Source organism: Paenibacillus sp. FSL L8-0494 (genome assembly GCF_038003695.1).
Taxonomy (GTDB): domain Bacteria; phylum Bacillota; class Bacilli; order Paenibacillales; family Paenibacillaceae; genus Paenibacillus_AQ; species Paenibacillus_AQ odorifer.
On sequence record NZ_JBBOPQ010000001.1, the window covers coordinates 1,840,264 to 1,858,557 of the forward strand.

The window sequence follows — 18,294 nt, forward strand, 5'->3', positions numbered from 1 at the left end:
CCGTTGAAGGGGTTGAAATTAGAATGGACTTTGCGAACCATACTGTTACTTCTCTTGGTGTTATTGAGTAGTAGCTGTGCCAATAACAATAAGCAGGCGCAATCCACTCCGCCTCCAGTTGGAGACGAGGTGATGTCTGACTTGTCCGGCACCATAGTCATGATGACCAATCGAATAGATCTGATTGAGAACGGAACTTTTCAAGGATACGCGGACCAGTTTAAACAGAGATACCCCGAAGCCAATGTGGAATTTGAAGGTTTGTCCAATTATGCAACGGATATTCTGGTACGGCTGTCCACGAAAGATGCCGGTGATGTACTGCTGCTTCCGGTGAATCTTCCAGCAAAGGAGCTGGATTATTTTTTCGAACCGCTGGATGAAGAAACCGCTGCTAGTGAGCGTTTCACTTCTTTTGCTACGTATAACGGGAAACGTTATGGGCTGTCCACTGGGACTACTACGGTTGGGATTGTCTATAATAAAAGGGCATTCGAAAAAGCAGGGATAACTACTGTTCCGAAGACACTGGATGAATTCTACGAAGCTTGTGCGAAATTAAAACAAGCGGGTATTATCCCCCTATATATGAATTATGGGGCCGTCTGGCCTTTACGTGAATGGGGGAACAGTCTGGTTAACTATATGACAGGCAATCCAGAGTATCTAAATAATATGGTAAATGAGGATAGCCCATGGCAGCTTGATAATGAGTGGGGGAAATCAATTTCCATTGCTCGAACCTTAATTGGTAAAGGCTACGTAGAAGATGAACTATTCTCGAACAATTGGGAGATATCAAAGACTAGGCTAGCTAAAGGTCAAGCAGGAATGTATTTACTGGGGAATTGGACGATTGGACAAGTCCTTGATGTGGGGGCTGAACCGGATGATATAGGATTCTTCCCGTTTCCTTATGATAATGGCAGCACTCATTATGCACCGATCAATCCAGATTGGTTCATGGGGGTTAGTAAATACACCAAGAACAAAGAGCTTGCTATGGCGTGGTTGAATTTTTTTGTAAAGGAGACTTCCTATCGGGATGACTGGGGATTCCTTCCGGCTGATGGAAGCTTGAATTCCTCTATGTCGCAGTACCGTGAGTTTTTATCTTATAAGCCTAAGCTACTTGATGCTACCGTACAAAGTGATGCGTTCATCGATCTGGCGAATAGAGCCAAGCTGTCCTTTTGGTCCGGGGATTACATTCAGGAGTTACTGGCTGCGCCTGATTTACAAAAGGCTTTTGACGAATTGAATGCAAAATGGAAGGAAGCGCGGGCAGGAACATCAGAAACTTCTCAGCCTTAAAGTTAGTACTACATAAATTTGATGACATTCTCTGGAGGGTTATATATGGCTAAAAAGGTCACTATGCAAAAAATCGCTGATCATCTCGGCGTATCCAAATTCGTTGTTTCCAAGTCACTTTCGGGTAAAGGCGGCGTTAATGAGACGACAAGAGAACGAGTGATTCAAGCGGCATCGCAGCTGGGTTATTTTACGCAAAAAAATGCTTTTGTCCAAGGCATAAAACGCACCCCTCCGGTAGGTGGCGGTGATCGGAATAAGCAATCCGTGCTGGTGTTAATGCCGAATATTCGTTCTCAGACGCAGGATTCCTTGTATTGGGGGAAAATTGTGGATGGTATTGCTATTGCGCTGGATCAGGAAGGGCTTGGGATGGTCATTATCTCTGAGAATCGTGCGGATAATTTCGTCAATATTTTGAATCCAAATGGAATCCTTGGCTTAGTAGGTGTGGGACAAATCTCTACTTCCTTACTGCTTGAGGTGCATCGTATTGGTCTGCCGATGGTGTTGATTGACCATGAAGATCCGCTAATTCCAAGTGATACCGTGTTTGCAAATAATGTGGATTCCATGGCTCGACTTACGAATCATTTGATGGGAACAGGCCATACCCAAATGCATTTTATCGGCAATATTGGATTCTCACGCAGTTTCCGCGACCGGTGGATTGGCTTCCGGAGTGCGCTGGAGGAGAGCGGAATAAGACTGCCTTTGGAAGATGATGCGAATCTTTTTCTGGAAGGGGTGGAGGAAGACTTATTTCAGGAGGATTTTAAAAGCTGGGTGAATAAGCGTAAAAAAGCCAAAACACTCCCGACAGCCTTGGTCTGCGCTAACGACTCCACAGCCCTTTCGGTCAGTGACATTCTTAAGGAAGAAGGGTTTAATATTCCGGAGGATATCTCAGTTACAGGCTTTGATAATATTGAGGATGCCTTAAGAGGAGTTCCACCGCTTACAACTGTTCATGTTCCTAAAGAAGCGATGGGCCGAGCCGCAGTGGAGAAACTTCTGAGCCGTATTCATAATCCTTCTGCGCCGCTTGAGAAAATTCTTATCGCAGCGGACATTGTTCATCGTGATTCTGTGGATAAGCCGCGAGACTAGAACTATGTTGTGATTTGCTTGAGTAAGGGGGAGCTTAGCTATGACAGAACCAGTTGTCATGCCAAGGATTGAAGGCGAACAGATTCAACTACGAGGTGTACAAGTATCCGATTTGGAGGCTTATTATAATTTTTTGCTTGATGTTGAGATGGGGCAATTAACAGGATCACAAGGAGATTTCTCCCGTGAGCAAACAGCAGCTTGGATTCGTAAGATTAGTGTTCCAGCCGAGGATCGTGTAGATCTTATGATTATAGTAAAGGACACGGGTGAGCTCATTGGAGAAGTGGTACTAAATGAAATAGATCCGGACAATCGTAGTGCAAATATCCGAATCGGCATTTGTGGACATGAACATCGGGGTAAGGGTTACGGTACTGAAGCTATGACTCAAATGCTACGATATGGCTTTGAAACTTTGAAGCTGCACCGCATCCATCTCGGCGTATATCCTTTTAACCCCAGAGCCGTTCATGTCTATGAGAAGCTTGGTTTTCAACGCGATGGTGTGGAGCGGGATGCTCTTTATGTAGACGGAGAGTTTCATAACATGATTCTGATGTCCATGCTTGAGGAGGAGTTCCGCAGTTTGTACAATTAAAAAAAGTGAATCTACGGTAAGGAAGATTGTAAGTAACTTCCTCACCAGATTCACTATGAATATTAGTCTGTAATATTTCCAGCCATTTTGAGGCGTTTGGCAATTTCTTTAAAGTCTTCGGGGGAGATTCCTGGAGCGAATTCCTCTTCGACTGCCGGAGCAACGGGGATCGGAAAACCTTTAGGGGCTCCCTGAATGACTTCAAGCGGAAGATTATCCTCCGGGTGGGTTCCCTTCCAAATCTGATCGATGGCGCCGAAGTCACTTTCACTCCAGGTGTATAGCTTGGTGTGCACGCCTTTTTCTTCATATTTTTTTGCTTCACTGAATGATTTATTATTTAACGAAGGAATCGGCACGAGCTTAGTTACATTAACACCTGTTGCCACTTCGATTGCTTTGGCATAAGCGACCACGTGGACACCACCACGGACTAAAAGGAATCCGACTACAGCGCGTGCAGCTGGATGGTCTGTCATTTCGTAGACCTTCATTTTATGTGTTCTGGCTCCGCATTCGAGGAAGAAGTTATGTAGCAGATCTTCCACTAGGTTGCCGCTATTAAATACGTTTGCTCCGGTCCACGGGTTCCCCGTTGAATCAAAAGGCATAGCCCCTTGTGCACCAGCCAGAAAGTGATAGGATAGACGCGCATCTTTTGCGGACCCTAGAGGGGTGGAATCGGGCTCTTTATAACTTGTTGACCCTCGAAGACATTTGTTGATGGCATGCGAAACCAGCTCGACGTGGCCAAGCTCTTCCGCTGTTATGCTCATCACCAAATCATAAAAGGGCTTCAGTTTGTCTTTTGAACGGAAATTAAAGGATTGAAAGAGGTAATTGTTAAGGGTCGACATTTCTCCGAACTTTCCGCCAAGCAATTCCTGAACAGCGGCAGCAGCATTGGGATCGGGCTTCTCAACTTCAGGAATCTCGATCATGATTTCATCCATACGTTTGAACATTAATATCTCAGCCTCCTTGAGGTTAGGGGTTACTGAGCTATTTTGAGCTTAATCTATAGGAATTACTCATGAATGGGTTGAAAAGTATGGATGTGCGTCATGTAAATGGCTTTTTGTGTCGAAAAGGCAAACTGCAAATACTATCAAATACGCAATCAAATACGCATAGTAACCCGCTAACGGACACAGCTGACCCTATATGCAGTATTATCCGATATTTGCAATACTAACGGACTCCAGAGCAGCTATCGTCCTAGAAAACGCCCCAAATGGGCCTCTTTTCAGGGAATAGCGTCGTTGGAGTCCGAAAACATACTTTAAAGGCTAAATATATGTGAATAGCGTCATCTGAGTCCTTAAGATACTTTAGATGATTGATATTCGCTTGAAGCAAACAGTGAATGATTAAAACGCAGAGCAGCGATCCTCCAATAATAGGAGAATCGCTGCTCTGTTGATTTCTAGGGTTTATGAAACCTTATTTACAATGCTAAATTACGGTCAATAAGAGCAATACGTTGCTGTACACAAGCATAAGAGCGAAGTGGATCCTCTGGAGTGTTCAGCACATAATCTAACATTTGGTCAACGGTAGTTGTAGCCACGTGGATACGAGTGTCGGAGGATGCGTAGTAAATATAGATTTCACCGTTATCACGTGCAATCACGCCATTACAGAACACGACATTGGAGACATCGCCGACACGTTCTTCACCATCTGGTGCGATGAAATGACCGCCAGGTGAATGAGTGACTTTGTTTGGCTCATCCAGATCAGACAAGAAAGCATATAGTACGTATCGGAGTCCAGCAGCTGTGTTGCGTACACCATGAGCAATATGCAGCCAGCCTTTTGCAGTTTTGATTGGAGCCGGACCTTGGCCGTTTTTAACTTCCTTGATGGTATGGTAGTGGCGTTCATCCATGATGGTCTCACTAGTAATTACGGCATCTTCAATTGTATCCGAGAGTCCCCAGCCGATACCGCCACCGGAACCTGCATCGATAAAGCCATCTTGTGGGCGAGTGTAGAAGGCGTATTTTCCATCTACAAATTCAGGGTGGAGCACGACATTACGCTGCTGAGCAGAGCCTGTTTTGAGATCCGCCAGACGTTCCCAGGTTTTCAGATCTTTGGTGCGAACAATACCACACTGTGCTACTGCGCTAGAAAGGTCACCATGTGGAGCTTCTGGATCTTTGCGTTCTGTACAGAAGAGGCCGTAGATCCAGCCATCTTCATGGCTTACGAGGCGCATGTCGTAGACGTTGATATCAGGAACTTCTGTCTCAGGCAGCACAACTGGATGATCCCAGAAGCGGAAGCCGTCTACGCCATTGTCGCTTTCTGCTACAGCGAAAAAAGATTTGCGGTCATTGCCTTCAACCCGAGCAACAAGATAGAATTTGCCGTTCAGTGCAATAGCACCCGGGTTGAAGACGCCGTTGACGCCAATTCTTTCGGCAAAATTAGGGTTGGTGTCTGGGTTAAAATCATAACGCCAGATTAAGGGCGCATGCTCAGCAGTTAGCAGTGGATGAGTATAACGGTCATAAATGCCGTTTCCATAAGGAAGCTTTTCGTTCTTGCGGGCGATCAGGGCTTCATAACGTTCTGTTAATTGTTGTTTGCGTTCTTGGAATAATGATGACATTAGACAGTCTCCTTTATAGTTGATTTCAGTCGTGCGATCATTTCGAAGCAGGCTCTGCTGTTATGATAAGGACATTTCCAGGCGCTAACCTTTGATCCGTGAGGCAGGGGCTGAAGGTTCTCGTCCACGCCCCAGTACCATTCACCGAGCTTGTGATCCACCATGTATTTATCGATAAAAGTCCAGGAGGCTTGGGCAGCCTCATTAAATTTGCTGTCACCAGTCAGCTGATAAGCATTATAGAATCCAACAACCGCCTCAGCTTGCGGCCACCAATCTTTATCTTTGCTCAGCAGCCCGCTTGGGTCAGCTTCATTCCATATCCCACCATCGCTATCTATACCTTCCGCAAGAACGGCTTCTGCCATGGAGACAGCGACTGTTCGCACACGCTGCAGCAGCAGCTCTTCTCCAAGGGTTTCAGCAGCTTCCACCAGCAGCCAGCTTCCTTCGATGTCATGTCCGTAGGAGATAATATCTGATTTCACATTCCATCCCTCATCTAAGAAAAGATGAAAATGCTGGCCTTTCTGATCAATGATATGATCCAGCATCGTTTCGATTAGCTCAGTTAGCGTGCTCTTTAGCTCCTCCGACTTCCATACTCGATAGAGACCGGTATACGCTTCCAGAACATGCAGATGGGTATTCATAGATTTTTTTTCATTCATATCCTTGCTGCTGAGACTGAGGTTATCAGTGATTTGCCATTCCCGTGATAAAGCTTCGACATAACCTTTATAAATAAAATCATAGCCGTATTTCTCAACTAGCTGGAATAATTGAATCGCATCCTCTAAGACTTCTGGACGTCCGGTCGCATGGTAGAATTCAGCCAGTGCGTAGATAGCAAAGGATTGGCCATAGATCTGCTTTTTCTCTTGAGAAGGTCTGCCCTCAGCATCCACCATCCAGTATAATCCGCCATACTCTTTATCAATGAAGTGTTCCATCAGATAGGTATAAGCACGTTCTGCCATCGCCAGATATTCCGGTTTACCGTAGATCCGGTAAGCGCTCGCAAAGGACCAAAGGATCCGGGCATTAAGCACAAGGCTTTTCTCTGCGTTAGGAGTAATGTTCAGCTGATTGTCGATCTCACCTACAAAACCGCCGTTTACTTCGTCCTTCGTCTGTTTCATCCAAAAACTAAGAATATTATCCTGCAGCTCATCCTCAAGTTGGGTCAACCATAATTCTGGTGAATTAATCATTGTAATCAGTCACTCCTCACATTATTTGGTGATTTTTGAGGTGAAATATTTGTTGATGATCCCAGCGGCTTGCTTACCGTACATACAGTAATCATCATTCTGTGCTGCTTCTTCAATTGGATAAAGATGAGTAGGCCAATCCCAGAGCATAAAGCCCTGAACCCAATCTCTGTGCTCACAGCCTTGAAACATTGCCTGATAGAATTTACTTTGTTCTTCTTGACTTGGTTCGCCCTTTAAGGTCCAATCATTGGGAATCGCAGCGCTCCCGCTCCGGCTTGGGCAACCCGCTTCCATGAAAAAGAACGGCTTATTCTGTGAGCTCACCACTTGCTCAATCCGGTCGAGCTGAGCCTCCCAATCACTAGCTGGATAATACCCACTTGAAGAAATCACATCGAGCGCATCCCACCAGGTTACGTTATCCTCCTGATACTTATCGCAATTATAAGTAAGAATACCTGAGTAGACCTTCCGCACCTCGGCAATAAGCGAACGCCATTCGGCTTCGCGTCTATCCGTCTGTACAAGCTCACAGCCAATACAGAACATTTCACAGCCTGTTTCCTCAGCGATAGCGGCATAGTGCAGAATAAATTTAGTATAAGAGCTGAACCACTCAGACCATTTAGGCTCGCAAGGGACATCCTTATCAAAAAAGTTAATATGGGCACGCCAAGTTCCGTCAGCACAATTAACAATCGGCTTCAGGCATACTTTTAGCTGGAGTGACTTCGCTTTGCTGATAGCCCATTTCACTTCTTCGTCGCTAACGGTTGGAGCCTCCCAGTAGGGAATTTCCGTAGAATGAGCGGTAGCTTGAAGCGCACTGAGCGCAATGGCCGTCCAGTTCGCTCCGGTGACAGAGGACATTAATTCCAGCGAACACTCAGCTTCTTTTGTTGTCCATGAACCACGTCTACCTGAGAAACCCCAGGTTACGCCTGCAATGTATTCGTTGTTTAACATCATCGAGGATCCTCACTTTACAAATGGAAATAGATAAATTAGCAAAATTAATTTTGTTAGATAGTTATTATTATTTTGTTAGTTTATAATAACAGCTTAATTTAGTTATATACTTTTTCGTAGATGATTTCAAGGACAATTTGTAGTTGGAGCTGGGAAATTTGAATAACTTTAGTTATAGTAAATATAAGACTATAAAAGGGCGCAATCGTACATTGACGTAATGCATGGGGAGATACTATTCGTGATGATAGCGCAATCATAATAACTGGCGGATACAACTGGAGGGAATTACTTAAATGATAAATGTTATGATTGCGGACGACGAGGAAGTCATTCGCAGGGGACTCGAAAAAATCACATCCAGAATGGAAATAGACGTACATGTAATTGGATCTTACGGAAACGGGTTGGAAGCCTGGGAACATTTAGAAAAGTTATCCCGAGAGGATATAGATCTGCTTATTACAGATATCAAAATGCCTAGAATGGATGGTTTTAAGCTGATTGAACAGGTTAGAGACCATATGGAGGATATACCTATTGCTGTCCTTAGCGGTTTTAGTGAATTTGAATATGCCCGTCGAGCGATCCGCCATGGGGTGATGGATTATTTGCTTAAACCGATTGATAAGACTCAGCTATATGAGCTGCTTAAGAGAGTAGAGGATGTAAAGAAAAAGAACGTGACGGAGCATGAGGAGATTTTCTCACAAGCTGCGGATGGTGGGGAACATTATGTAGTTGAGCAGACAAAAAGCATTCTGGAGAGAGAGTATGATCAGAACTTCGAGCTAGAACGCCTAGCGGAGATGGTGGGCATGAATGCGAGTTATCTCAGCCGTTTGTTCAAATTAAAGACGGGGCAGACGATCACAGACTATCTGATTCGGATTAGAATTTCTAAAGCTAAGGAACTGCTAATGGAGCATCCTGACCTGAAGAATTATGAAATTGCCGAGAAGGTGGGTTATAGCGATCCGGTATATTTTAATAAATTGTTCAAGAAAATGTGTGGTATGACACCTAAGGATTATAAAAGCGGCTGTAAATTCCCGAAAATTGAACGAGAGTTTTAGGCATATATAGGAAGCTATTTATTAGGAGGGCGAAAAGCTCTCTTTTTTTGTAGATATTTTTATAAATTAGATAACAAAATTATTATAAGTAAAACAAAAATAACAAATATAAGACCAGAAAAAGCAATTGAAACCATCGTTTTGCGTCGAAAATAGATTTATAATGGGTTTGTAAGCGATATCATCACTTGTTTTCAAGAGTAATTCAGATAATCCGGTATTAATGACTACTCTTTCAAGTTATAAGCGATGATAAAAGTTATTATATTTGTTATTTACCTAAAACTAGAGTTGAATTGAAGAGAGGGGTCGTAACAGCATGAAAAAAGGCAAAACAATGATGGGCTTGATGGCACTAACACTTGTGGCGGGATTGTTTAGCGGTTGTTCCTCAAACAACAACACTAACAATGAAGCTGCTAAAAACACAGGAAACAATGGTTCTTCAGCAGAGGCAACTGCTCCAGCTGATGGTACAGCAGCCAAGGATATCAAAGGGGATATCACAGTCATAACGCAAAGAACAGATATTGTTGATACCGTATTCAAAGAGTATGCGGCTAAATTCAATGAGAAATATCCTGATGTAAAGGTGAACTTTGAAGCGCTCGCTACTTACGAAGACCAAATTAAAATTCGTATGAGCACTAGTGATTATGGCGACGTTCTTTTGTTACCTACTAGCATAGCTGTAAAAGATATTCCTGATTTCTTCGAACCCCTTGGCAAGCTTGAAGAAATGAGCAAACAATACACAGGGCTGGAAGAACGTGCAGTAGACGGAGTTGCCTATGGTATTCCGATGACCATCAACTTTAACGGCATTATCTATAACAAACAAGTCTTCAAAGATGCCGGAATTACAGAGGTTCCCAAAACGCCTGAACAATTCTTGACTGCTCTGCAGACTATTAAAGACAAAACACAAGCTGTTCCTCTTTACACAAATTACGCAGCAGGCTGGACATTGACACAATGGGAAGCGGATCTGGCTACAGTAGCTGGTGACCGTGATTATGTGAACATTGCTCAAGTGGCTAGCGACGACAACTATGTAGCGGGTCAACCACACTATGAATTGTACAAAATTCTGTACGATGCAGCACAAAAAGGTTTGATTGAAGAAGATCCAACTACAACAGACTGGGAATCTTCCAAAGCTGATCTAGCCAACGGAAAAATTGGGACTATGGTGCTTGGATCTTGGGCGATTGGCCAAATCAAAGGCCTGGCTACAAATCCAGACGATGTTGGATTTATGCCTTTCCCAACCAATGCGGATAAAATCCTTGTGCCGCTTGCTGGTGACTACAATCTGGGTGTCAGCATTCACAGTAAGAACAAAGAAGCTGCTAGAGCTTGGGTGGATTGGTTCATCAACGAATCTAATTACCCTACAACTGAAGGCGGCGGTATGAGCCCGGCTATCGGTGCAGAGCTTCCGGAAATCCTGAAACAATATGAAGGTACAGATGTAACCTTTGATACTCTTGCTCCTGCTAAAGCTGGTGAAGAAGGCTGGTCTGATGAAATCGACAAACAAGCTGAGATCGGTGCTTGGCAGCCAGACTTCAAGAAACGGATTATTGAAGCAGCGATTGGCAACAGAAAAGAATCCTATGATGACATCATGAAAGACCTGAACGACAAGTGGAAAGCCGCTCGCGCTAAAGTCACAGCACAGTAACAACTATAAGCTTCTTAAATGCTATAGGCGGTAGTGAATGTGGGAGGGGATATGCTAACAAGCATTTCCCCCTTCACATTTAAACGAGTCTTAAATAAATGAGGATGCTTTTTCTGGAGGTGTATCGGGTGTTTAAGTTTTCAAATTTGAGTTATAAAAATCAAAGAATCGCTATCATCATCTTATTCTCATTAGTGCCGATATTATTGCTGCTCACATTCGCTTATTATCCAGTCATCAGTATGTTTCGGTACAGCTTCACCAGTTGGAATGGATTGAGCAAAAATATGGAATATGTCGGTTTAGAAAACTACAAGACCATTTTTACAAAACCTGAGTATTTTTCTGTGTTTAAGGTTAGCTTGTATTATTTCTTTACCACTTTTATTCAGATGGCACTTGCCTTGTATTTTGCAACCATCTTGAGCTTTAGTGTTCGCATGAAAAACTTGTTTAAAGGGATTTTGTTCTTCCCGACCTTGCTAAACGGTGTAGCGATCGGTTTTATCTTTCTCTTCTTCTTCAAACCAGATGGAACGCTAGATACGATTCTTAATCTGATTGGGCTTGGCAGTCTGCAGCAGAAGTGGCTACTGAATCCTAATTTGATTAACTTCTCGCTCGCAGGTGCATCACTGTGGAGATACATGGGAATGAACTTCCTGATTTTCCTTGGAGCTATTTCTTCTATCGGTAAGGATATCTATGAGGCCGCTGAAATTGACGGTGCAAACAGATGGCATCAGTTTATGCATATTATTTTGCCAAGCATTAAACGTATTCTGCAATTGAACTTGATTCTTGCGGTTAGTGGCGCCATTGGGGTATTCGAAATTCCATACGTCATGACAGGCGGATCAAACGGAAGTAGTACATTCGTTATTCAGACGGTCGATGTAGCTTTCAAATACAGCAAGGTTGGTTTGGCATCGGCGATGGCCGTGGTATTGCTGGGTATTGTTATCATAGTTACTATTTTGCAGCGCGTTCTGATCAAGGAGGAGAAATAAACTATGCATTCTGTAAAATATACCACTGCTAGTATATTCAAATATCTCACCTTGATTTTGGGAGCACTTGTAGCTTTGATACCTATCGTGGTCGTGTTTTTCGCTTCATTAAAGACCGGAACGGAATATGCTTCTACCGGACCGTTAACGCTGCCAGAGAATTGGTTGAATTTCTCCAACTACACAAAGGCTTTTGTAGACGGGAAAATGCTGCTCGGTTTTAAAAATACTGTCATTATCGTTGTGATTTCTATTGCGGGTGCCACGTTGACGGGTTCGATGATGGCTTATATTTTATCGCGCTTCAAATTTAAAGGCAGTAAGATCCTAATTAGTATGTTCCTGATTGCTACTCTGATTCCAGGCGTAACTACACAAGTGGCTACTTTCCAAATCATCAATCACTTGGGATTATTTAATACCAGATGGGCGCCAATCGTTATGTACTTGGGCACGGATATTATCGCTGTTTATATCTTCATGCAGTTTTTGGATTCGATCTCCGAGTCACTGGATGAATCCGCGATGCTGGACGGAGCTTCGTATTGGACGATTTATTGGAGAATTATTTTGCCATTGTTGAAGCCGGCGATTGTAACTGTAGTGATCGTGAAGGGTGTTAATATTTATAACGATTTTTACACCCCTTTCCTTTATATGCCGAAAACAGATCTGCAAACGATCTCCACAGCACTCTTTAAGTTTAAAGGTCCATATGGATCGCAGTGGGAAGTAATATGTGCGGCGATTATGATCGCAATTATACCTACATTGGTTGTGTTTACCGCCTTGCAAAAATATATCTACAATGGTTTTTCGCAAGGTTCTGTAAAGTGAGCTCAACAGTAAATTTAATAACAGTACTAGATAAAATAGCATACTGAAAAGTTGCATACATTTGGAGGGAAAACTAATGAGTGAAGTAAAATTGGTTGGAGCAAGTGCAATTAACATCCCGAACATGCCTTGGCAAGAAAAGCCTGCTGGCTACGAGAATCCGATTTGGAGACATAATGATAACCCGGTTATCAAAAGAAATCCTGCAAAAGGTGTAGCCCGTATTTTCAATAGTGCGGTTGCTGCGTATGAAGGCAGTTTTATTGGTGTATTTCGTGTAGAAGATAACACGACTCGTCCGCATCTGCGTATGGGACATAGTGTGGATGGTTTGGATTGGAAAATCGATGATGAGCCGATCCGATTTATAGATGAAGAAGGTAATCCTTATCAGCCGCGTTATGCTTACGATCCACGTCTGGTGAAGGTTGAAGATACATTTTATATTATCTGGTGTACAGATTTCTACGGCGCAGCTATTGGTGTAGCTAAAACACAAGATTTCAAAACATTTATCAGCTTGGAAAACCCATTCCTGCCATTCAACCGGAACGGCGTACTGTTCCCTAGAAAAATCAACAATAACTTCGTGATGTTGTCCCGTCCAAGTGACAGTGGCCATACGCCATTTGGTGATGTGTTCCTTAGTGAGAGCCCTGACTTCGTATATTGGGGAAAACATCGCCATGTAATGACCAAGGGTGGTCAAGGCTGGTGGCAAAGTGTCAAAATTGGTGGCGGACCAGCACCGATTGAAACTACTGAAGGCTGGTTGATGTTCTACCATGGCGTAACTGGAACCTGCAACGGTCTTGTGTATAGCATGGGGGCGGTTATTTTGGATATCAATGAGCCCTCGAAAGTAAAATATCGCTCGAAAAACTTTGTATTAACGCCAGAAGAATGGTATGAGGAAAGAGGTTTTGTGAATAACGTCCTGTTCCCATGTGCCACACTGCATGATGCAGAAACCGGCCGTATCGCCATTTATTATGGCGCTGCTGATACTTATGTAGGCGTTGCTTATACAACGGTTAATGAAATCGTCAACTATGTCATCGAAACTCATGAAGAGGTTGGCGATGATGCAGGTTTAGGCAAAATCTAATTGGACTTAATGACCTATATTTGCAGGGAGCTTGCTTGTCCGGAGAATTGCGTAGCGTAGAGTTCGAAAGAAGTGTTGGGATTGGTGTTGTTAAGTGTGCTCAGTGCGGAGGTTGCCATGTGCGGCCTCCGTTCTGTTGCAGAATGTGCAACAGAACAACTCAATATTGCTTGTAATAGATAAGTAGCAGGTGAGGGGGAATTCGTCTCTGTTGGCGGCTTTGTCAGTCTGTTGCTTAGTTACTCTGTGGCTTGGTTACTCCATGGCTTTGCTACTCAATGGCTCTAACGTAAATAGTTGCACTCTGTGGACTTAAACTAACATTTCTTTGATTACTTGGCTGATATAGTTGCACTTTGTGCAACTATATCAGCCAAGTAACCTTCTAAAGCTCCTTTTACTGTTTTTTAGCTGCACAAAGTACAACTAAAAGGGGAAAAAGACATATTCCGCTGTAATAGCTGCACAAAGTGCAACTCTATGGCTCAGACGTAAATAGTTGCACTCTGTGCACTTAAACTAACATTTCTTTGGTTACTAGGCGATATAATTGCACTTCGTGCAACTATATCAGCCAAGTAACCTCCAAAAGCTCCTTTTGCCGTTTTTTAGCTGTACAAAGTGCAACTAAGAGAGAAAACACACATATTCAGCTGTAATAGCTGCACAAAGTGCAACTATCCAGCCAGAAGCTGTTACTGTGCCGATTATAAAGAAGTTAATGGGCAAGGTGGAAAATGTGGGTGTTGTGAAGGCAATAGGAAGGTATCGTGCAAGTGGAATGTGGTGGTTGTAGAGGTAATAAGAAGGTAGTAGGTACGTGGAATGTGATTAGTTGTGGAGGTAATAAGAAGATAGCGGATAAGTGGAATGTGAGTAGTTGTGGAGGTAATAAGAAGGTAGTAGGTACATGGATTGTGATTAGTTGTAGAGGTAAGAGGAAGATAGCGGGTAAGTGGAATGTGAGTGGTTGTGGAGGTAATAAGAAGGTAGTAGGTATATGGATTGGGATTAGTTGTTAAGGTATGGGAAAGTAGCAGATGAGAGGGAAAAGTATCTCTGTTGGCGACTCAGTCAGTCTGTTGCTTAGTTACTCTATGGCTCTGACGTAAATAGTTGCACTCTATGCACTTAAACTAACTATACCTAGGGTGCTAGGCGATATAATTGCACTTCGTGCAACTATATCAGCCAAGTAACCTCCAAAAGCTCCTTTTACTGTTTTTTAGTTGTACAAAGTGCAACTAAGAGGAAAACACACATATTCAGCTGAAATATAGCTGCACAAAGTGCAACTATCCAGCCTCGGAGCTGCAATTAAACTATTCAGTCGCAGAAAACGCAACTAACCCATCCCACTATCCCGTCCCACTATCCCATCGCAAATATCCATACACCAACGGAAAACCCATATTGGGTTTTCCGTTTCTATCTAGCATAGTAACTGTAACGATGCTTCGCGGTTACGAACAGTAAGCGAACAATATCGTTACATAACTTAAGGAGGAACAATATTTTGGGAAGCGACATGAATTTGTCACAGTTAAAGGAATATAACGGAAGTAGTCCAAAGCCGGGTGATTTCGAGCAGTTTTGGGAGCGGGCATTACGTGATCTGGATGCACAGCCGCTGGATTATGAGCTGGAGCCGGCGGAGTTTGTCAGTGAGCTTGCGGAGTGTTTCCATTTGTATTTTACCGGAGTTGGCGGTGCAAGAATCCATTGCAAATATGTAAGACCGAAGAAAAACGTACATAAAAAAGGCCCCGGTGTAGTGATGTTCCATGGGTACTCCTGTGACAGCGGGGATTGGATGGAGAAGGTGGCTTATGCTGCCCACGGGATTAGCGTCTTGGCGATGGATTGTCGCGGACAGGGCGGCCTCTCCGAAGATAATCTTACCGTAAAGGGCACCACGATACGTGGACATATCATTCGAGGGATTGATGATCCTAATCCAGATAACCTTTATTATCGCAATGTGTTTTTGGATACGGCACAGACTGCCCGAGTTCTGATGTCTATGGATGAAGTTGATCCTGAGCGTGTAGGTGCCTTTGGACTATCTCAAGGTGGAGCGCTTACTGTCGCTTGTGCAGCATTAGAGCCTCGCTTAAAAATAGCCTTGCCTGTGTATCCCTTCCTTTCAGATTATAAACGTGCTTGGGAACTGGATATTACCACCTCAGCTTATGAGGAGATCAACTATTATTTCCGGTTTTTTGATCCCCATCATTTGCGTGAGGATGAGATTTTTAATAGGCTCGGCTATATCGATATTCAGAATCTTGCGGAAAGAATTCAGGCTAAAGTACTGTGGGTTACCGGGTTATCCGATACGATTTGTCCACCTTCAACTCAATTTGCCGCATACAATAAAATACTAGCGTCCAAAGAGCTTATGGTTTATTATGAGTACGGTCATGAGTATTTACCATATCTTGCCGATCGGGCGTTGGAATTGTTCATGACCTTGTAAGAGATAAGCCAGCAGGCATAACTGAAGACAACGGTGGTGAACAATTGATGAAGTCGCAAGCAAAAAAAGAAAAGGCGCATTTCCAGCTGCACCCTGCCAAATCGATTGGGGTGCGGCTTTTTCTCATCTTCTTCATCTCAACAATGGTGCTCGTTCTCTCACTTGGCTACATTTCCTATTCCGTAGCTGAGCAAACGATCGAGAATAACGCGCTGTCAGCCAATCAACAGACAGTCGTCCAAGCTGCAGAGAAGTTTGATGTTGAATTATTGCGTTATGAGGACGGCCTAGGAAGAATTCTTTACAACAATGAGATTCAGGATGCACTCAAACAAGGGAATAATCCCACTACAAGTAATGAGGAACGTAATTTGCAGTCTAACCAGATTAGCGCCGAGCTGAATGCCTGGCTGACCGCATCAAAGGGGGTAGAAGCTGTATACCTCATCCCGATGAATCAGGAAGTCCCCACTTCTTCAGCGGGATCAAAAGACAACGCTTTTATCAAGGAATTCAGAGAATCATCATGGTTCAAGCAGCTTGAAGAGGAACCACAAACACTGTGGATTCCCCGGACAGTACAAGAACAAGAAGGAAATACTTCGGGTATGTTTCATTTGGCACAATCGATAGCTGGGGATACACAAAGCCCGGGATACATAATTATCTGTGATATTAGAATTAGTGAATTAGAAAATCAGCTTCGTAAAGTTGATCTCGGACCCAGCTCTTACATGCAATTGCTGACGGATAAGGATGAATTGATCGCATCGTCCCAGCAAGTAGGAACAGATACTTATCTCAGTCTGGGAGGGACCCTTCTTCATGGTTTGGAGCATGAGGCGGGGTCATTGCCAACGAAGGATGAGAAAGGGAAATCCATACTAGCTGTGTATGGGACGATGGAAAGCTCCAGCTGGAGATTGCTTGGTGTTGTTCCGGCTGAGAATCTTACGAAGGACGCCCTTCGTATTCTAAAAACTACATATATTATTGTTGCGGTGGCTGCTATTGTCGCCATTCTAATTGGTTACTGGATGTACAGAATGGTATCCAAGCCCTTGACCCGGCTTAAAGATTTAATGTCTAAGGGGGCAGATGGAAATCTTGGAGTACGCACGGATATTACCTCACGAGATGAAATTGGTCAGTTGTCGGGATCCTTTAATAGGATGATGGAACGGATCACAGAACTGGTAATCCATACTAATGAAACCGCTCGGAAGGTAATGGAAACTGCCGATGAGCTTAGTAGAGTATCGCGTAAGACAGCGATGGCAGCCAAAGAGATTGCCGCTGCAACAGAAGAAATTGCCGGAGGTTCAGGCAGCCTGGCTTTGGAGGCGGACCAGGGCAACGAGCTTACGGGGCAAATTTCGGTGCAAATGAACAAAGTGAACTCAGCTACGCATGAGATGGATCATACCGCACATAGTATCGGCGTGCTTAGTGAAGAAGGTTTTAATGAGTTAAAAGAGCTGCTTGGCAAGACCAATAAGACGGGCGATATGACGAATAAACTTGTGCTGAAAGTGAATGAGCTGCAAGACACCACATCATCAGTGATGAAGGTGCTTGATGTTATGCAGAATATTACACAGCAGACGAATATTTTGTCTCTAAATGCAACGATAGAAGCGGCAAGGGCAGGGGAGTCCGGCCGTGGATTTATGGTAGTGGCCGATGAAATACGCCAGCTTGCAGATCAGTCCAAAGATTCCATTGCTGTGGTGGCTAATATAACAGACACCATTATGAAGGATATGAACGAGACCGTAGGTGTTCTCTCGGAAGTAGCCCCTCTTTTTAATCAGCAGGTGACTTCAGTGGAGAGCACTAGCGATATCTTCGTATCTGTACAGGATCAGATGCGTCATTTTATTACACGTTTGGAATCTGTTGCTTTATCGATGGATAGCTTGAGCCAATCCCAAAAGGTGCTGTCAAATTCCATGGGCAATATCAGCTCCATTGCAGAAGAATCATCAGCAGCTTCGCAAGAAGTGGCTTCGCTTAGCGGGGAGCAACAAAGTGTGAGTGATCATTTAGTGGAGCTGTCTGAGCAGCTTGAGCATGCGTCCCGGCAGTTGCAAGAAAAACTGTCCAAGTTTAATTTGTAACCTTGCATAACCTCAGTAATTATTTTCAATACAAAGACCAGTCTCCAATTATTTGGGACTGGTCTTTGTGCTATTCAAAAGGTTATAAAATAGCTAACTAAGCATGAGTGTAAATAATCCAGCGGGTGGGACATAATAAAGGCTAT

Annotated in this window: 14 protein-coding genes; 10 read left to right on the forward strand and 4 right to left on the reverse strand. The window is 43.6% G+C overall.

Annotated features, from left to right (window positions below):
* Positions 1 to 3: 3 nt before the first annotated feature.
* From NYE35_RS08155 to NYE35_RS08165, 3 genes are read left to right on the forward strand one after another with little or no spacing between them, the layout of a single operon-like run.
* Positions 4 to 1,314, forward strand: a complete 1,311-nt coding sequence (locus NYE35_RS08155; protein ID WP_341120628.1) for an ABC transporter substrate-binding protein — start codon at positions 4 to 6, stop codon at positions 1,312 to 1,314.
* Between the two features lie 45 nt (positions 1,315 to 1,359).
* A complete protein-coding gene (locus NYE35_RS08160; RefSeq protein WP_076224454.1) occupies positions 1,360 to 2,424 on the forward strand; it encodes a LacI family DNA-binding transcriptional regulator in 1,065 nt (354 codons plus the stop codon).
* A gap of 40 nt (positions 2,425 to 2,464) precedes the next feature.
* Complete coding sequence (locus tag NYE35_RS08165; protein ID WP_341120630.1) at positions 2,465 to 3,025, forward strand: GNAT family N-acetyltransferase; 561 nt, start codon at positions 2,465 to 2,467, stop codon at positions 3,023 to 3,025.
* A 62-nt stretch (positions 3,026 to 3,087) separates the two neighbouring features.
* Here NYE35_RS08165 and NYE35_RS08170 read toward each other — a convergent pair whose 3' ends face one another.
* The 4 genes from NYE35_RS08170 to NYE35_RS08185 all read right to left on the reverse strand — a co-directional run bounded on the left by NYE35_RS08170 (position 3,088) and on the right by NYE35_RS08185 (position 7,831).
* Positions 3,088 to 3,990, reverse strand: a complete 903-nt coding sequence (locus NYE35_RS08170) for a manganese catalase family protein (protein WP_036675571.1) — start codon at positions 3,988 to 3,990, stop codon at positions 3,088 to 3,090.
* A 482-nt stretch (positions 3,991 to 4,472) separates the two neighbouring features.
* The gene (locus NYE35_RS08175) at positions 4,473 to 5,645 is read right to left on the reverse strand and encodes a glycoside hydrolase family 130 protein (protein WP_038569513.1); all 1,173 of its coding nucleotides are present in this window, start codon (positions 5,643 to 5,645) and stop codon (positions 4,473 to 4,475) included.
* The gene (locus NYE35_RS08180; protein ID WP_341120632.1) at positions 5,645 to 6,859 is read right to left on the reverse strand and encodes an AGE family epimerase/isomerase; all 1,215 of its coding nucleotides are present in this window, start codon (positions 6,857 to 6,859) and stop codon (positions 5,645 to 5,647) included. The genes NYE35_RS08175 and NYE35_RS08180 overlap by 1 nt, the downstream gene beginning before the upstream one ends.
* A gap of 21 nt (positions 6,860 to 6,880) precedes the next feature.
* Positions 6,881 to 7,831 (reverse strand): glycoside hydrolase family 113, encoded by a 951-nt coding sequence (locus NYE35_RS08185; RefSeq protein WP_036675563.1) that lies wholly within the window; start codon positions 7,829 to 7,831, stop codon positions 6,881 to 6,883.
* Positions 7,832 to 8,127: 296 nt separating this feature from the next.
* Here NYE35_RS08185 and NYE35_RS08190 point away from each other — a divergent pair, with 296 nt between their 5' ends.
* The 7 genes from NYE35_RS08190 to NYE35_RS08220 all read left to right on the forward strand — a co-directional run bounded on the left by NYE35_RS08190 (position 8,128) and on the right by NYE35_RS08220 (position 18,148).
* On the forward strand, positions 8,128 to 8,907 hold the full coding sequence (locus tag NYE35_RS08190) for a response regulator transcription factor (RefSeq protein WP_036675560.1): 780 nt from the start codon (positions 8,128 to 8,130) through the stop codon (positions 8,905 to 8,907).
* A gap of 319 nt (positions 8,908 to 9,226) precedes the next feature.
* Positions 9,227 to 10,594 (forward strand): ABC transporter substrate-binding protein, encoded by a 1,368-nt coding sequence (locus NYE35_RS08195; protein ID WP_038569518.1) that lies wholly within the window; start codon positions 9,227 to 9,229, stop codon positions 10,592 to 10,594.
* Between the two features lie 128 nt (positions 10,595 to 10,722).
* Positions 10,723 to 11,604: a carbohydrate ABC transporter permease gene (locus tag NYE35_RS08200; RefSeq protein ID WP_036675555.1), complete on the forward strand. Its 882-nt coding sequence runs from the start codon at positions 10,723 to 10,725 to the stop codon at positions 11,602 to 11,604.
* Positions 11,605 to 11,607: 3 nt separating this feature from the next.
* The gene (locus tag NYE35_RS08205) at positions 11,608 to 12,441 is read left to right on the forward strand and encodes a carbohydrate ABC transporter permease (RefSeq protein WP_036675551.1); all 834 of its coding nucleotides are present in this window, start codon (positions 11,608 to 11,610) and stop codon (positions 12,439 to 12,441) included.
* Between the two features lie 76 nt (positions 12,442 to 12,517).
* A complete protein-coding gene (locus NYE35_RS08210; protein WP_036675546.1) occupies positions 12,518 to 13,549 on the forward strand; it encodes a glycoside hydrolase family 130 protein in 1,032 nt (343 codons plus the stop codon).
* Between the two features lie 1,516 nt (positions 13,550 to 15,065).
* Entirely contained in the window at positions 15,066 to 16,028 is a 963-nt protein-coding gene (locus NYE35_RS08215) for an acetylxylan esterase (RefSeq protein WP_339211677.1), read from the forward strand.
* Positions 16,029 to 16,075: 47 nt separating this feature from the next.
* Positions 16,076 to 18,148 carry a methyl-accepting chemotaxis protein gene (locus tag NYE35_RS08220; RefSeq protein WP_341120634.1) on the forward strand — a complete coding sequence of 691 codons (2,073 nt, stop codon included), beginning with the start codon at positions 16,076 to 16,078 and terminating at the stop codon, positions 18,146 to 18,148.
* Positions 18,149 to 18,294 lie beyond the last annotated feature (146 nt).

Coding starts and splice junctions, on each gene's coding strand:
- NYE35_RS08210 (WP_036675546.1), top strand. CDS start 12,518: ATGAGTGAAGTAAAATTGGTTGGAGCAAGTGCAATTAACATCCCGAAC.
- NYE35_RS08165 (WP_341120630.1), top strand. CDS start 2,465: ATGACAGAACCAGTTGTCATGCCAAGGATTGAAGGCGAACAGATTCAA.
- NYE35_RS08180 (WP_341120632.1), bottom strand. CDS start 6,859: ATGATTAATTCACCAGAATTATGGTTGACCCAACTTGAGGATGAGCTG.
- NYE35_RS08170 (WP_036675571.1), bottom strand. CDS start 3,990: ATGTTCAAACGTATGGATGAAATCATGATCGAGATTCCTGAAGTTGAG.
- NYE35_RS08175 (WP_038569513.1), bottom strand. CDS start 5,645: ATGTCATCATTATTCCAAGAACGCAAACAACAATTAACAGAACGTTAT.
- NYE35_RS08220 (WP_341120634.1), top strand. CDS start 16,076: ATGAAGTCGCAAGCAAAAAAAGAAAAGGCGCATTTCCAGCTGCACCCT.
- NYE35_RS08195 (WP_038569518.1), top strand. CDS start 9,227: ATGAAAAAAGGCAAAACAATGATGGGCTTGATGGCACTAACACTTGTG.
- NYE35_RS08185 (WP_036675563.1), bottom strand. CDS start 7,831: ATGATGTTAAACAACGAATACATTGCAGGCGTAACCTGGGGTTTCTCA.
- NYE35_RS08190 (WP_036675560.1), top strand. CDS start 8,128: ATGATAAATGTTATGATTGCGGACGACGAGGAAGTCATTCGCAGGGGA.
- NYE35_RS08205 (WP_036675551.1), top strand. CDS start 11,608: ATGCATTCTGTAAAATATACCACTGCTAGTATATTCAAATATCTCACC.
- NYE35_RS08160 (WP_076224454.1), top strand. CDS start 1,360: ATGGCTAAAAAGGTCACTATGCAAAAAATCGCTGATCATCTCGGCGTA.